Below are 16,610 nucleotides of genomic sequence, written 5' to 3'. Positions count from 1 at the left end.
ACTGCTGCCGGGATCTGAACCCATTTGCCCCACTTTTTATTCTCATCATAAACTACATAGGTATCGCTGATGATATCGGTCAAGGATTGCTTCCGGGGATGAAATGCGCAAACCAAATAGCCCAGGTAAGTGCCGAGCAACTGTGACATCGTTCTTCCGGCAACTTCCCGTATGACGACAGTAGACCAGTTGAGAAGGCAGCCGTCTTTGCTAACAACTTTAATTCCCATGATCATTTTCCCCAGCGTTTGTCCGAAATACATCGTCATTAAAACAAAATAAAAGCTTCCCCAGATGCCTGGAAAGAGTGAATTGATCAGTACAAATGATTTGATGGTTGTTGTTCCAAGACCTGCCGGCCATAAAACCCGGAAAAAAATCTGACTGCTCATCGCAATGACTGCCAGATCGATGCTAAAGGCCCAGAATCTGGTCCAAAAACCCACGACTCTCCAAGCTACGGTATTGATGCTTTCCACTGTCTGATCGCCGCTGTTCTCATGATTATTAATATCCATTGATTAATCACGCTCCTTTAGCGATACAGGTACATCGCGGTAGGTACCGCACTGTTCTGCAAATCCTGTTTTATCCCCAAGAAATCAAGTTGGGGCGACGCCATGGATAAGAGTAGATTCAAGCTGAATGGATTTTCATTTATATACTGGATTATATTGGGATCACTTTCGTTAATCATTTTTGCTGCTTCGGTAATGGCTCCATCCAAATCGCCGATCTGGTCGATCAGACCCAGTGACTTGGCCTGCGAAGCTGTATAAATCCTTCCATCCGCAACTTGAATGACGGCCTGACGTTCCATTTTTCTTCCTTTGGCCACTGTATCGACAAAATAACCATAATACTCATCAATGATCCCCTGCATGATCTGCTTTTCTTCCGGAGTCGCGTCACGCATCGGATTCATGATATCTTTGTTTTTACCGCTTTTGAAAACAAATTCCTCAATACCCAATTTTTCTGCCAGCTGGCTGTAATTATACGTACTCATAATTACGCCGATTGATCCGGTCATCGTATTCCGGCTCGCAAAAATCTTATCCGCCGGCATCGAAATATAGTAACCGCCTGAAGCTGCCATTGAACCCATGGAAACAATCAAAGGTTTGGGGTATTTTTCTTTATAACTTATCAGTTTCTGATAAATCTCATCACTTTCATATGCACCGCCGCCAGGCGAATCAACCGTCAGGACAACAGCCTGAATTTCCGGATTAGTAAAGGCATCATCGATTTCCTGTAAAAATGCTTGATGATTATAGGCATTGGTACCGGCTGTCAATGTATCACTTTCGCTCTGAATTGTTCCTTTGACGGTAATCAAAGCAATGGTTTTACCGGCTCCTTCTTGATAAGTCTCGGTACTGAATGATGGTTCAGAAGGAAGCAGGGATCTTTTCAATTTCCCTATGTTTGGTCCTGTTGAAATAACTTCTGTACGTACGTACACCACTAACAAAACAATGATAACAGCTATAGAAATCCAGCGCTTTTTATTCATACTTATAAACCATTCCTTTCGCTGCGCTCAAGGCACAAAACAGCATGAAACCCGTTCTTTTTGAGCCTATTTTATACTGAGCATTACCTTTTTCTTCTGATCTACACTTAATGTCACCTTGAATCAAAATGTTTACCGTTTTGCTCATAAAATGTTTTATCAACTACTTTTTGTGTAAACAGATAAGCTGAGTGTTGTTCCAATTCATCTTTGCATAGAATTCCAAAGCCGGGGTGTTGTTGCGATCAGCTAGTAACTGTAAACGCCTTGCACCTTTTTCAACTGCCCAACCTTCAATCGATATTAACAGGTCCCTACCTATTCCCTGTCCTCGATAATTGTTGCCGATAACCATGTCTTCAATTAAAGCAACTATTCCGCCCTCGGCAGTGGATACCAAAATCTGCGCCGTGCACATTCCTACGATCTTTTGATTTAGTTCCGCTACCATTATGCAGCGGTTAGTTTGGCCATCTAGCATCATTTCGAGTCCACTTCGCTGCTTTGATTCATCGATAGTAAAATCAGTTTCTATAGAAAATAAGACACTTAATAATCCAAGTAAACTGTCAATGTCATTATGTTTAGCCCTTCTAATTGTTTGATTTGAATCTACAACAGCCACTCTCTTACCAACCCCTAACGAATTCGATTTATAATTCTCTCTTAATAATAACGTAAAAGAGCTAAGCAAACCCTATATCCTTTCGAGAATGACACATCTTTCTGTCCAGAGGCCTAGAAAAGACTCACTTATTTACACTCATCGTCCTAATCCAAAATGTTCAAGAATCATTGAATATAGATCAACAATCCGTGGATGCTTCAAATTGACCGTCATCCCAGAAATGATCATGGGCACTGTCGAATCTTCTTGTTCTAGGGAACCGTGGCTTCCTCCGCCCGGGTGAATAGGTGCCCCGACGGCAAAATATTCGTATCCCGATGCGGCCGAAACAATGACACGACTTTCGCTCCGCACTTCAAGTGCTGATATCAGACGATTAAATGCATCTGGAAACTTCCCAAATTCGATGATTTTTTGGTCTACAACCTGGGCATCGACCACGGATAGATCCCCTTCAAAAGACCAAGATTGACCGTAAAGATCTTGATAAGGACCAATTCGCCAAAAGCAAAGCTCTTTTTCCGTTCCGCCTTGTACAACGCAATATCTATTTTCAGAGACTTTCCATGCGATTTGGGCATTGCGAGGATCTTTGGCTAGAATTCCCACCACTTCGGGTAAAATCTCATTCATACGCTGGAGAAGATAAATAAAAGCCATGCGTTCATTCGGACAAATGGCAATCTCCTTGCTATTGTCATCTCCACTTGCTTCTTCTGTAGCTTTTAATCGTTGAAAAGACTTTAACGCATAATCTAAATCGATCAGGTATTCTTTGCCTAACCCAACCGTCGACTGTGCATGGTCTCCGGTAACGATAATGACATTTTCCTCTAAGGCTTTTTCCCACGAACTAAACTCATCAAGGACCAGAGCGATTTGTTGGTCTGCACGTTCGATCGAGGGCCCTGAGCGTAATGGGCCGTACTCGTGTGAATATTTGTCATTATCCGGGAAATAGACCACTGTGAAATCTGGCTGCTTCTTTTCGCGGACCAGCTGAGCAGTTATCATCCCAGAAAAAACATCATTGACTCCGAAACGATGAAAAGGCCCTATGGGATAACTCACAGGCCATCCGTAGAAAGGCGGATGGATGAGTTGACCAAGGGTCAAGTGGGCTGGTCCTGAAACTTGTTCTTGTTTTAAACGAAAACCCGTCGCCAAAGAAAGCAAAAAGGGGATTTTTGCTTTGTAACGGTGTGTAGCCCGATGCATGAAAAAGTTAATGTTACCAGAACTATATCCGCCTGCTTCCAGTTCTTCATACAAAGTCGGCGTTTTTGAATTAAGGTGCTCCTCATTAAGCCTAATTAACAGGTTGCGAAGGACTTGCTGCGGACCAATTTTTAAAACGCTTTGCCAAGTCGCTCCATAATCTACAATCTTCCGTATCTCCTCGTTGTACCAGATAAAACCAGGAACTCTATGTTGATCAGGCCAAGTGCCCGTAATCATGGAACTTGTGGCGACAGGGGTCATGGTAGGAAAAGCGGAGATAACTTGATCAAAGTAAGTTCCGTGTTTTGCGAGAAAGCTCAAAGCAGGGGCATTTCCTTCCGAAAGGATCCTGGCCAAGACCACAGGATGAAGGGAGTCAATGACAAATAGGATTACCTTCTTCACGATCAACCCCCTCTCTGAAAACTAAATCACTTTATTATATCAAACTATCTTATTCAAATCGCCCATTGTTGTCTAATAGCCATAAAGTACATTGAACTTATAACTATTGACATAGTGCTTAAAATAATTGCTTAGCCCAGTCCGCAGCTCGTTCAAGTTCGCCCTCTTTTAGGGGACCTTTTTCCCCGGTTACAAGGAACCCTTCCGGAGGCACAATCAGGGTTCCGCCCTTCTTTCTTAGCTTATTGGCAATGGAATTGGCAGCGTAGCCGCCCACTCTAACGATCGTTCTCAGCGCAGACGATTCGATGTCACTTAAGGATAGCCTCGTATCAAATGTTGCAACCGTGACACCTTTAAGCCTATTCTCAGGTAATTGTTTTATGAATTTAGTAATTGCTTCGGTAGGTCGAAAACCTCGGGTAGGAGATCCAATAACTAACAGTTTTAAGTCGAGTAATTCCCTCGGCGTAACTTTTGTTACCCTGATTGTTTCTCCTTCTTGAGAGCTAAGTATGTTTCCAATGGCATAGGCTATCTGTTCGGTGTTACCGAAGAAGGAATCATAGATTAGCAAGGTCTTCAATCGGATTCACAGCTCCTTTCCACCTTTTTCTATCCCTTCATTATTCGCTCCAATCCAATATATTCCTCTTATTCTGGAAATAATTTCAGTTTTAATAGAATCCTATAATATCTCCGCAAATGACATCCACCAAGTAAACCACTTCTTAAATTCCTATGAATTTCGGTTAATCCAGGTTGTTCTTAAAGAGTTAAGGGTTGTAACAAATGATTTTTTTCAGTTTGTTACAACCCTCTTTTAAGTGAGCCTTTAATCTCTTCAATAGAATTTAACAACGACCTAAAGTTTTCTACTTCCCGGTTTGATCGCAGGGATCCCTTGAGCACAAAGCGGACATTCCTGTGCTTCATAGGCTTGGATTTCTAATTGAATAATCGAACTCTGGGGTAGACCAAAATCTACCGTTCCTCCGGTTCGATCCACCAGCACACCAACCCCAACTGGGATAGCCTCAAATTCTCGGACAACAGAGAGCACCTCACGGACAGATCCACCCGTTGTGATCACGTCTTCAACTACTAAGACACGTTCCCCTGGGGAAAGGGTAAACCCTCTCCGCAAACGCATAATTCCATTTTCCCGTTCTGTAAACAAAGACCGAACTCCCAACGCTTTAGCGACTTCATGAGACACTAAAATCCCACCCGTGGCGGGTCCAATAACGGTTTGGATCTCCAGGTCACGAAATACTGACGCTAAACCCTCGGCTAAAATAGCTGCCCGCTCCGGATATTGCAGAACTTGAGCACACTGCATGTACTGAGCGCTGTGCTTTCCTGAAGTTAAGAGAAAATGTCCTTCCAATAAGGCTGAGCTTTTTCTAAATATGTCCAGGTATTGATCAGCACTTAAGGGTGCCTTACCTAGTTTAAATTCTGCATTTGATTCGTTTTTCATGTTTAGTATCTCTCTCCTTTTCCTACAGTACCCAAAGTCGTTCTAAGGCTTGACGAGGGTCCTCAGCCCGGGTAATTGGTCTTCCGACCACTAGATACGAACTTCCCGCTGCCAAGGCTTCAACCGGGGTCAAAACCCTCATCTGGTCCTGGGCTTCACTCCAGGCCGGACGTATTCCTGGTGTTACAATCAGAAACTCCGGGTTGGTATTCTGCCTTATCTCTCTCGCCTCCATAGCAGAAGCGACAACTCCATCGAGTCCTGCTTTGGTTGCTAATTTTGCGAGGGATACGACATGCTCTTTAAGATTTCGTTGCATTCCCATCTCTTCACTGAATTGAGTTTCTGAGATACTCGTCAGGACTGTAACCCCAATCACTTTAGGAACACGCTCCAGCTTACTTCCTTCTTCTCGTACTGCGTAAGCAGCCCTAGCCATCATATCATACCCGCCACTGCAGTGGACATTGATCATGTCCACACCGCACTGAACAAATCCGCGAATCGCCCGTTCCACTGTGTTCGGAATGTCATGGAGTTTGAGGTCTAAAAAGATAGGAAATCCCATAGCCTTAAGTTCCCCAATCATCGCCGGACCGGTGTAGGAATACAGTTCCAAACCCACTTTAAGCCAACATCCACTGCCTTGGAGTACCCTAGCTAAAGCTAAGGCTTCCTCGCGCCCTGGAACATCAAGAGCCACCATGACCCGATTATTTTTTGTGATATCCAAATGATTACCTCCGTTTCAACCAGCGAAAATTTACCTAATTTCCCAGACCCCTATTTATACGTAAGTGAAGGTAAATTCTTCGTAAACTTCAGGTGGAGTATTATTCTCTGGGCCATGAAGTGTTCCTATGTGGAAGCTAACTTACAAAGACTTATGGGCTAATCCTGTTAATTCTGCCACGGAAGCAAGTCCGTGTTTATCGCAGTAGTCTTGGATTCCCTGGAGGATCTCCAGGGGTGCCTGAGGATTAACGAAATTCCCCGTACCGATACTTACCGCCGTAGCCCCTGCTAGCAGAAATTCTACTGCATCCTGCCACGTAGTGATCCCGCCCATTCCTATGATGGGTAAATCCACGGCTTGGAAGACTTGCCAAACCATACGGACAGCAACCGGACGAATAGCGGGCCCAGAAAGACCTCCAAAGGTATTGGCTAAAATAGGACGTTGTCGATCAAGATCAATAGACATTCCCAACAACGTATTAATTAGGGAAACAGCATCTGCTCCCCCAAGCTGTACCGCTCGGGCCATCCCTACAATATCTGTGACATTAGGTGAAAGTTTAGCGATAATCGGAAGATCAGTTTCTGCTTTTACAGCTGTAATCACTTCTTGAGCGCTCTGCGGATCCGTGCCAAAATGCATTCCGCCATGTTTGACATTGGGACAGGAAATATTGATTTCCAGCGCAGCTAACCCTGAATCCCTTTGCAAGGCCCGCGCCATCTGAGTATAGTCCTCCAGGGAAAAACCAGAGATGTTGGCAATGACCGCTGTCGGCAATTCCCGCACCTTGGGTAAATAGGACTTGAGAAATTCCTCAAGTCCAGGATTTTCAAGCCCGACGGCATTCAATAACCCTGCCGGAGTTTCCGCTAACCGGGGAACGGGATTTCCCAGTCGTGGCAAAGGAGTAATCCCTTTCAAGGTTATTCCTCCCAAAGCTTCGACTGGACAATAGGCTGCGTACTCCTCTCCAAAACCATAAGTCCCTGAACAAGTAAGGATCGGATTCCTTAATAGGATACCCGCCAGCTCAGTCCTTAAATCAACAGGACACATCCCAGACCACCTCCTCGCCCCGAAAAACCGGTCCATCCAGACAAACTTTCCTTTGCATCAAAGTTCCAGCTTCGTCCTTCAGAGTACATACACATCCTAAACAAGCTCCTACAGCACATCCCATGCGTTCTTCCAGCGAAACTTCCACGGGAACCCCAAAGTTCATACATAGTTCCGTCACTGCCTGCATCATCCTGTGAGGACCGCAAGTGGCGACATTTATCTTGCCACTTTTACTCGTATGTAGCTTATATTGCTTCTGCCCCTGCCCAGTTAACTTCGATAATTGCTCCAGTACTTGAACCGTCACGAGCCCTTTTTGACCTAGACTTCCATCCATTGTACTGAGATGTATCGGAAGCCCCAGCGCTTGCCATAAGGATAGTCCCGCACTTTCTAGGAAGGAACGATTATCTCCCCCCCAAAACAAACGCACGGATAGCCCCCGGGCAAGAGCACTTTGAGCTAAAGAATAAAGCGGGAATATCCCAATCCCTCCCGCAATTAACCACAATTCCCCTTCATCCGGTAAGGAAAATCCCTTCCCTAAGGGACCCATAATGCTGAGACGCTCTCCACATCCAGCACGAGCTAAGATTTCAGTTCCTCTACCCACAACTCGATAGAGCAAGGTGATTTCATCGCGCTCAGGAGAAATTTCCGCCAAGCTAATGGGCCGCCGCAATAAAGGATCATATGAAGGAAGTGCTGGATCCTGAACTCTAACGGCTACAAATTGTCCCGCTTGCGCGTTTTTGGCAATGGGCCCCTTCAGAACCAGTCTCCTAAGCTTTTGATCTTCGTCTCCGAAGGGTTCATGAACAACCACTTGTCCTTCCGTAAGCATGGCAACCTCCCCTAATTCGAGGCTCGAGGTTCGAAGTTCGAGACTCGAATAGTTAATAAACACAATCTTGAACTGATATTAAATCTTATCAAACATCGATTTAGGTCTAACTCCTCAGAATAAGTTCATCGCGAACTTATTCTGAGTACGTTCAAATATTTAACTTATAGTGGTACGTTTTGTGGTGAAATTCAATTCCCACCGATTTCGGGCGGTTGGTGGTTGTAACTCGAGTTTTTAACCTCGCGCCTCATGCTCGTGTCTGGTGTTTCTCGCTTCTTAACTCGTGCTTTGTACCTCCGTTGTTCGAAGTTCGTGCTTCGTGCCATGTCCTTCGTTCGAACCACGAACATCGAACCTCGAACATCGCTTATAGCGGCAAGAGACCTGGTGAAATACTTTCCAGCACCTGAAGTAACGCGGCCGCAGTGTCTAAACTCGTAAAGCAGGGAATCCCATGTTCTACTGCCGCTCTTCGAATCGCAAAGCCATCACTTTCTTGAACCCGGCCATGGGTCGTAGTATTAATGACATATTGAATTTTTTGCCTCCGAATTCCGTCGATAATTTCGTTTGAGCCGTCATGTAGCTTCGCCACCTGTTCCACTCTTAACCCTTTACTCTGCAGATAGTGGGTGGTCCCTTTGGTGGCCATAATTCTAAAGCCAAGTTCTGCAAACCTGCGAGCAAGGTCGACCCCTTCCTCTTTATCGCGATCTGCTAGAGTCATAAACACTGAACCATAGGTTGTAAAGGATAAACCGGCTCCCAAAAGCGCTTTATAGAGGGCCTTTTCGTAAGTCCTATCCATTCCCATTACTTCACCCGTGGATTTCATCTCCGGTCCTAAAGACGGTTCGACCCTTTGCAGTTTTGAGAAGGAGAAGACAGGAGCCTTAACAGCAACCCGATCTCCCGTTGGCCAGAGACCGCGCGGAATCGCGATTTCGTCCCATTTCCTGCCTAAAATCACTTGAGTCGCCCAGTCAATGATCGGAACCCCGGTGATTTTGCTAAGAAAAGGCACAGTTCGGCTGGATCGTGGATTGACTTCGAGTACAAAGAGTTCTTTCTTATAAATTACATATTGAATGTTAAGTAACCCTTTAACCTTCAACGATCGAGCCAGTGATTCAGTTAAAGCGATGATACGCTCTTGCATATTCAAGTCGATAGTTTGAGGCGGATAAACCGCGATGGAATCTCCAGAATGAACCCCTGCCCGTTCTAAATGTTCCATGATCCCCGGGATAAAGACGTTCTCTCCATCCGAGATTGCATCGACTTCCACCTCTTTACCGAGCAGATATTGATCCATCCAGATCTCCTGCTCCGCTGAGGCAGATAAGGCACGCCTGACAACGGCCTCTAATTCCTTCTCTTCATAAACGATATCCATCGCTCTTCCACCGAGGACATAAGAAGGACGGACCACCAAGGGAAATCCTATTTTCTGAGCCACGCGCTGCACTTGCTCCATGTTCGTGGCCCCGCCTCCGCGAGGTCTTTTTGCCCCTAGTTCCTGCAGAACACGGTCAAAGGTTCCCCGCTCTTCTGCCCGGTCAATGTCTTCTACAGCCGTTCCTATGATAGGATAGCCGCGTCGTGCTAGCCCACTGGCCAAACCAATCGCCGTCTGCCCTCCGAACTGGACAATCACTCCATCGGGTTGTTCTTTATCTAGGATAGCTGAGACATCCTCCAAGGTCAAAGGCTCAAAGTAAAGACGATCAGCCGTGTCAAAGTCCGTCGAAACTGTCTCAGGATTGTTATTGATAATAATACTTTCATACCCAGCTTTTCGGAGTGCCAAAACCGCGTGTACTGAGCAATAATCAAATTCAATCCCCTGTCCGATTCGAATCGGGCCAGATCCTAAAACAACGACTTTGGGCTGCTTGTGAACCTCCCCTTCATCTTCAACATCATAACTTGAATAGAAATAGGGGGTCGTGGCTTCAAACTCTCCTGCACAAGTATCCACCATCTTGAAAACGGCTCGAATACGATGCTCTTGCCTAAACTGCTGAACCTCATCCTCCGAACCCTTCCAGAATGTCGCAATTTCTTGATCTGCAAAACCGAGCCGTTTAGCACTAAGCAGCGCGTCTTTATCCCAGGGTGCTTGTTCTAGTAAAGGTATGTTATCCACTAAACGCTTAATTATCAGTAAGAAATAGCGATTCCAGCCTGTTTCCTCAGCCAGCCAATCCACCGACCAACCGCGTCTCAGCCCTTCTGCCAAAACAAACAACATTCGATCATCCGGTTGTTGACAAAGAGTTTTAAGTTCAGCGTCAGCAAGCCCCCCAAGTTCCAATAACCGAACCCCATAAACTTTAATATCCAAAGAGCGGATCGCTTTGAGCAGGGCGGTTTCTAAGTTTCGACCAATCCCCATCACTTCTCCGGTTGCCTTCATCTGAGTACCTAAACGTCGGTCCGCTTCACTGAATTTATCAAAGGGCCAGCGTGGAATTTTAACCACTACATAATCTAAGGCCGGCTCAAAGCAAGCCGAGGTTTTCCCTGTCACCGCATTTTTTAGTTCGGTTAGTGTATACCCTAACGCTATTTTAGCCGCGACCTTAGCTATCGGATATCCGGTCGCTTTAGAAGCGAGGGCACTAGAACGACTTAAACGAGGGTTAACCTCGATAACCACGTACTCCATGCAAGAAGGGTGCAGAGCAAACTGGACATTACATCCCCCTTCAATACCTAGACCGTTGACAATTCGTCGTGATGCGCTACGGAGAATTTGAACTTCCCGATCCGTCAAGGTTTGACAAGGAGCGACGACAATACTATCCCCAGTATGCACTCCTACAGGGTCCATATTTTCCATATGGCAAATCGTGATACAGTTTCCAGCTCCATCTCGGAGAACTTCAAATTCAACTTCCTTCCAGCCGGCGACACTTCGTTCCACGAGGATCTGCCCAATCAGACTAGCTTGCAGACCACTTTCGGCGATCTGTTTTAGTTCCTCTGAATTCTGGACAATCCCGCCTCCAGTACCCCCCAAAGTAAAGGCTGGACGCACAATCAAGGGATATCCTGTCTCTGTCGCAAAAGCGAGTGCTTCTTCAACTTGAGACACAATTTTACTCTCTGGTATAGGTTCTTTAAGTTCTTGCATCAAAGCTCGAAAGCTTTCCCGATCTTCTGCTTGATCAATACTTTGCAGGGAGGTTCCCATCAAAGTAACCCCACAGCGATCTAAAACTCCTCGTTTAGCAAGTTGATAGGCTAAATTCAGGCCAGTCTGCCCACCCATAGTAGGGATTAATCCATCCGGTCTTTCCCGCTCAATAATCCGTTCCACGGATTCGACAGTTAATGGTTCAATATAGACACGGTCCGCTGTTTCCCGATCCGTCATGATCGTTGCTGGGTTGGAATTCACGAGAATGACTTCGACGCCTTCCTCACGCAAAGCCCGACAAGCTTGCGTACCGGCATAGTCAAACTCTGCAGCCTGCCCAATTACTATAGGGCCTGATCCGATCACCAGAACCCTTTTCCACTCTTTTTTGGGCATCGTTATTTCCTCCCCTTTCTGATTGAGCTTTTCTCGACGATTTCCTTAAACCGATCAAAGATTACTGCGTTCTCTTCCGGTCCTGGAGCCCCTTCAGGATGAAATTGTACGGACAGGACAGGGTAACTCTGATGTTCCATGCCTTCGACGGTACCATCATTGAGATTCAGCAACGTCACTTCGAAACCCGAGCCTGCTAGTGAAGCCTCCTGCACAGCGTAACCATGGTTTTGGGAGGTCATAGTTGCTTTTCCAGAACGCGTATCAATGACGGGATGGTTTCCCCCACGATGCCCGTAAGGGAGTTTATAGGTTTCCCCACCCGCGGCCAAGGCTAAAAGTTGATGCCCTAAGCAAATGCCCAAGACTGGCAACTTGTCATATAATCTTCGCACTGTGGCAACTTCTTCTGGCAACTCTTCAGGATCTCCAGGACCATTGCTCAACACCAATCCGCGAGGATGATGACTGAGAATTTCCTCCGCCGTGGACCTGGCTGGAAAAACCATGATTCTAAACCCTCGCTTTTGAAGGTGACGGATAATATTTCGCTTAACTCCGAAGTCAAGCACCGCGAGTAATGGACCTGATCCTGGAATTTCGTAGGCCTCCTTAACCGTTGACCGATAAACCCAGTGCTCACGTTTCCCCGCAGCCTCATTCTGACCCTGATAATTCGTCCAGAACTCCAATCCCGCCTCCCGAGTTTCCACTAATACACCCGGTAAGGTCCCAAATTGACGCAGATACCTTGTCAAAGCCCTTGTATCTACGCCTTTCAATCCCTGAACACCTTGCTGTAGACAATAGTCCTCCAGAGACCCTTCGCCATGTAAACTTCCCTCTCCCTGGGAAAGTTCTCGTAGAATGAGTCCCTGAAGACGAGTTTTATCCGCTTCATTTTCTTCATGGTGCCAGCCATAATTTCCGATTTGCGGTTGAGTAAGGACGAGAATCTGCCCCGCATAGGACAAATCCGTGACCATTTCTTGATAGCCACTCATCGACGTATTGAAAACTACTTCCTGTTCTGTCACTGAGTTCGAACGCTTCAACCACGCCCCAAATGCTTCCCCCTCAAAGGTCGTCCCATCCTGAAAAACGAGATAAGCCATCTCAAACACTCCTCTCTAACCGCGCTTTCTTTGGTTTATATACCTGTTTTCAAAGTTTCCCAATTCATAGTACCGTTCTATCTCTCTGCACAAGCCGACCTTCCACCCACACCATCACTGGTAAACCCTGGAGAGTTTTTCCTAGAAAAGGTGTATTTCTTGCTTTGGAAACCAGCGTAGCGGGCTCAATCATTTCTGCGAAATCTGGATCAAAGAGCACCATATCTGCCGAAGTGCCAGGTTTTAACGACCCCCCACGCAAGTTGAAACGCTTTGCCGGAGTGTAGCTCCAAGCCTCGATCACTCGCTCAAAACTCAGCCGTCCTGGCAGCACTAAATGTTGCCAAACCGCACTCAGCGCGGTCTCCAGACTGGCAATTCCAAACGGAGCCTCAGCAAAGGGACGTGCTTTTTCCGCCTGAGTGTGTGGCGCGTGGTCGGTGGCGATCATATCTATGGTTCCGTCGCGAAGTCCCTCGATTAGGGCCTCTCTGTCTGCTGCTGAGCCTAGCGGAGGATTTACTTTAAGTACTGTATCCGTTATGGTAATATCTTGATCACAAAAGATCAGATGATGAGGGTTCACTTCTGCAGTTACATCCACACCCTTCGCTTTAGCCCGACGAATCAGCTCAACGCTCTCTGTCGTAGAAATATGAGCAAGATGAAGTTTTCCCCCAGTCTCTTCCGCTAACAGCAGATCTCTTGCCACAATCACGCTTTCTGCAATGGCTGGAATCCCCCTTAATCCCATCCTCGTTGAAGCGACACCTCGACGCATTAAGCCTTCTCCAGCCAATTCTTTATCTTCGCAATGACTAATAATGGGGAGACCTGTGAGTTTGGCATATTCTAGCGCTAACCGCATCATTTCGGCATTTTGAATATTTTTACCATCATCGGAAAAAGCGGCAACTCCGCCCTCTTTCATATCCGCCATTTCCACCAGTTCAAGCCCTTGCATACCTTTCGTCACTGTCCCAATCGGATACACCTGAGCATAGCCTGCACGCTCCCCCTGCCTGCGTACAAATTCTACTAAGGCTCGATTATCAATCACGGGTAGAGTATTAGCCATAGCCATAATTGCGGTAAACCCTCCCCGCACTGCAGCCCGTGAACCGCTCAAAATATCCTCTTTATCTTCTTGCCCTGGTTCACGCAAGTGCGTATGAACATCAATCAGCCCCGGGAAAAGAAACTTTCCTGTTCCGTTAATAGTCTCCACAGGTTCCCCTTGAGCTTCAGCTAAAACCTCTTCCTCGGTCATGGAGGTGGAAATTTCTAAGACTTGCCCGCCCTGAACGAGAACATCTTGGGGGGATGATAGTTTTTGACTTGGGTCAATAACCTGGATATTTTTAAGCCACCACATTACTAGAACCTCCTATCAGTAAATAAATCAAAGCCATGCGAATGGCCACCCCGTTTGTAACTTGACGCTCAATCAAAGCGTCTACACCGTCTGCCACATCATCCGATATTTCTACGCCCCGATTCATAGGTCCAGGGTGTAGCACAATACTTTGCTTTCCTGTTTTCTTCAGGCGATCTACCGTCAGACCATAGAGATGACTATACTCACGCAAGCTTGGAAACAGTCCACTTTTCTGGCGTTCGAGTTGGAGACGAAGTGCCATCACAATATCCGCCCCAGGCAAAGAGCCATCTAGGTCATGGCTAAGCTTAACTCCTCCAAGTCCTTCCATTTCAATGGGAACCAAGGTGGGTGGACCTACAAAGGTTACATCAACACCCATTTTCTGAAGACACCAGGCATTACTCCGCGCTACCCTAGAATGCAAAACATCTCCAACGATGACAACTTTTTTGCCTTCTAATTCTCCTAAACGCTCTTGCATTGTGAAAACATCTAGCAAGGCTTGAGTTGGATGCTCATGCTGACCATCTCCGGCATTAATAACTCCAGCCTGAAGAATATCCGCTAAGAAATTTGCCGAACCGGAACTCGGGTGACGAATAATCACCAGATCCGCTCGCATAGCCTGAATTGTCTTAGCTGTATCGAACAAGCTTTCCCCTTTGCTCACACTACTCTGAGCAACTGCAATACTAGTGGTATCAGCTCCCAAAACCTTGCCGGCCATTTCGAAGGAGGTTCGTGTACGTGTACTTGCCTCGTAAAAGAGATTGACCACAGATTTACCCTTCAAAGTAGGTAATTTTTTAATCGGACGCATTAAAATTTCTTTCATCACTTTCGCAGTATGCAAAATATGACGGATTTCCTCAACACTCATATCCTCTATCGCGAGAACATCCTTACGCAGCCATTTCATTAGAAACCTCCTAAAATTTTTTGCCTGCAAGAAGGGGACGGTTCTTGCCATGCACTCTTGATTTAAACTTGACTTACATTCCTGACTTTGCCTTACTAATATCTAGAATCACTCCAAGAGTGAACTCGTTCAACTAAAGTTGAACATCGAGACTTCGGTGGGGGACTCTACCCCCACCGAAGCAGAGCCGGGGGTACCACTCCCACTTGTAGAAGTGGGAGTCTTACGATTTGGATCAAGCTCTGCTTTTTTCCTTGAAGTTCTCCATTTTAGTAGAGTGTAGTTCCTAGTAGTATTCTTTGAAGATACTTGTCCTAGTAACCGCCAAAAATCGTCTTTTTATCCCCGAACAATAATAAAATCCTCTTCCCAAAGGGAGAGGATTAAAATAGGCACAGCCTAGTTCCACTCGCCCCTTGGTTATCTCTCTGGATAACATTTAAAGGGTAAAGTCTCAATAACTTTTATATATCATCTCGCTCCAACAAAAGAACGTCTTCGTCCCCATCCACTTCCTGCAAACGTACCGCTACGATTTCACGCCGGGAGGTGGGTAAATTCTTGCCAACATAATCTGCCCGAATAGGCAACTCTCGATGTCCACGATCCACCAGTACCGCCAGCTGGATTCGTTCTGGCCTTCCCAAATCCATTGTCGCATCTAAAGCAGCTCGAGCCGTTCGACCAGTGTAGAGCACATCATCAATCAAAATAACACTTTTTCCTTCAATGCTCACCGGGACATCTGTTTCATGAACGACTGGATGAACATCTATGGTACTCAGGTCATCTCTATACAATGTAATATCTAAAATCCCGAGTGGAACCTTTACTCCCTCGAACTCCTCAATGTATTGTTGAATCCGTTCAGCTAAAGGCACTCCTCGGCGACGAATCCCTACTAAGATTAGTTTTTCAGTTCCTTTATTTTTTTCAACAATTTCGTGTGCGATGCGAGTTACCGCTCGACGAATCCCATCAGCATCTAAGATTTTACTTTTAATTGTGCCTACTTCCACAGCTCACTAACTCCTTTCGCTCAAGTGCTTATCCTTAGCTCGGAAATTTGTATAAATAAGTATAAAAAAAACCGTCTGAAAAGCAGACAGTCCTCCGACACTTCCGTCTGCCTTCCCAAGCCTCTCAGGACTTCATTAAAGGCCATATCACTTGTCACTTAGTGTACTAAAAGATCGTCCAAAAGTCAATGTGTGCGCAATTTTTTAACAAGTGCTGCAAACACTTTAGGCAAAGGAGCATCGAACTTCATCCACGTCCCACTACGCGGATGTTCAAATCCCAAATGCGTGGCATGTAGCATTTGTCCTTGAAGGCCATAAGGATTTCGCTTTGATCCATACACCGGATCACCAAGAACCGGATGCTTAACATAGAGCATATGAACACGAATTTGATGAGTTCGACCAGTCTCTAAACGTACTTCAAGGAATGAGACTTCGCTAAAACGATCTAATACGGTATAGTGTGTCACTGCCGGTTTCGAATGCTGCATCACTACAGCCATTCGCTTGCGGTTCGATGGGTCACGACCAATTGGCGCATCGACTGTGCCAGAAGGTTCTGACACCACCCCATGAACTAACGCTAAATATTTTCTCTCCATCGTGTGCGCTTTCAGTTGAGCGGCAAGTCCTACATGGGCAATATCATTCTTAGCCACCACTAAAATTCCGGAAGTATCTTTATCAATGCGATGAACAATCCCTGGCCTTAATACCCCATTAATTCC

General features: G+C 46.0%; 15 protein-coding genes. All 15 read right to left on the bottom strand.

Annotated elements, in window-relative coordinates; genetic code table 11:
* Positions 1-518, bottom strand: a 518-nt coding sequence (locus tag JL57_RS07225) for an RDD family protein (RefSeq protein WP_034141385.1), incomplete at its 3' end; no start/stop codon positions are given.
* Between the two features lie 17 nt (positions 519-535).
* Positions 536-1,519 carry a signal peptide peptidase SppA gene (gene sppA, locus JL57_RS07220; protein ID WP_034141384.1) on the bottom strand — a complete coding sequence of 328 codons (984 nt, stop codon included), beginning with the start codon at positions 1,517-1,519 and terminating at the stop codon, positions 536-538.
* A gap of 163 nt (positions 1,520-1,682) precedes the next feature.
* A complete protein-coding gene (locus tag JL57_RS07215) occupies positions 1,683-2,144 on the bottom strand; it encodes a GNAT family N-acetyltransferase (protein WP_034141383.1) in 462 nt (153 codons plus the stop codon).
* A gap of 138 nt (positions 2,145-2,282) precedes the next feature.
* Entirely contained in the window at positions 2,283-3,773 is a 1,491-nt protein-coding gene (locus tag JL57_RS07210) for an alkaline phosphatase family protein (RefSeq protein WP_034141382.1), read from the bottom strand.
* Positions 3,774-3,891: 118 nt separating this feature from the next.
* Positions 3,892-4,359 carry a flavodoxin family protein gene (locus tag JL57_RS07205; RefSeq protein ID WP_034141381.1) on the bottom strand — a complete coding sequence of 156 codons (468 nt, stop codon included), beginning with the start codon at positions 4,357-4,359 and terminating at the stop codon, positions 3,892-3,894.
* 279 nt (positions 4,360-4,638) lie between these two features.
* The gene (gene pyrE / locus JL57_RS07200) at positions 4,639-5,256 is read right to left on the bottom strand and encodes an orotate phosphoribosyltransferase (protein ID WP_034141380.1); all 618 of its coding nucleotides are present in this window, start codon (positions 5,254-5,256) and stop codon (positions 4,639-4,641) included.
* Between the two features lie 22 nt (positions 5,257-5,278).
* Positions 5,279-5,989: an orotidine-5'-phosphate decarboxylase gene (gene pyrF, locus JL57_RS07195; protein WP_034141379.1), complete on the bottom strand. Its 711-nt coding sequence runs from the start codon at positions 5,987-5,989 to the stop codon at positions 5,279-5,281.
* Between the two features lie 141 nt (positions 5,990-6,130).
* Positions 6,131-7,054, bottom strand: coding sequence for a dihydroorotate dehydrogenase (locus JL57_RS07190; protein WP_034141378.1), 924 nt, complete (start codon positions 7,052-7,054; stop codon positions 6,131-6,133).
* Positions 7,041-7,901, bottom strand: coding sequence for a dihydroorotate dehydrogenase electron transfer subunit (locus JL57_RS07185; protein WP_034141377.1), 861 nt, complete (start codon positions 7,899-7,901; stop codon positions 7,041-7,043). Before JL57_RS07185 ends, JL57_RS07190 begins: the two co-directional genes overlap by 14 nt.
* Before the next feature lie 370 nt (positions 7,902-8,271).
* Entirely contained in the window at positions 8,272-11,445 is a 3,174-nt protein-coding gene (gene carB / locus JL57_RS07180; protein ID WP_034141376.1) for a carbamoyl-phosphate synthase large subunit, read from the bottom strand.
* A 2-nt stretch (positions 11,446-11,447) separates the two neighbouring features.
* Positions 11,448-12,560, bottom strand: coding sequence for a glutamine-hydrolyzing carbamoyl-phosphate synthase small subunit (gene carA, locus JL57_RS07175; protein WP_034141375.1), 1,113 nt, complete (start codon positions 12,558-12,560; stop codon positions 11,448-11,450).
* Between the two features lie 64 nt (positions 12,561-12,624).
* Positions 12,625-13,935, bottom strand: coding sequence for a dihydroorotase (locus JL57_RS07170; protein ID WP_034141374.1), 1,311 nt, complete (start codon positions 13,933-13,935; stop codon positions 12,625-12,627).
* Positions 13,922-14,860: an aspartate carbamoyltransferase catalytic subunit gene (locus JL57_RS07165; protein ID WP_034141373.1), complete on the bottom strand. Its 939-nt coding sequence runs from the start codon at positions 14,858-14,860 to the stop codon at positions 13,922-13,924. Before JL57_RS07165 ends, JL57_RS07170 begins: the two co-directional genes overlap by 14 nt.
* A gap of 464 nt (positions 14,861-15,324) precedes the next feature.
* Positions 15,325-15,879: a bifunctional pyr operon transcriptional regulator/uracil phosphoribosyltransferase PyrR gene (pyrR, locus tag JL57_RS07160; RefSeq protein WP_291299801.1), complete on the bottom strand. Its 555-nt coding sequence runs from the start codon at positions 15,877-15,879 to the stop codon at positions 15,325-15,327.
* Between the two features lie 185 nt (positions 15,880-16,064).
* Positions 16,065-16,610 (bottom strand): RluA family pseudouridine synthase (locus JL57_RS07155; RefSeq protein WP_034141372.1); only part of this gene is annotated, 546 nt, incomplete at its 5' end.

This window comes from Desulfosporosinus sp. BICA1-9 (assembly GCF_000802135.1).
This window is presented reverse-complemented; position numbering and strand designations above follow the sequence as displayed.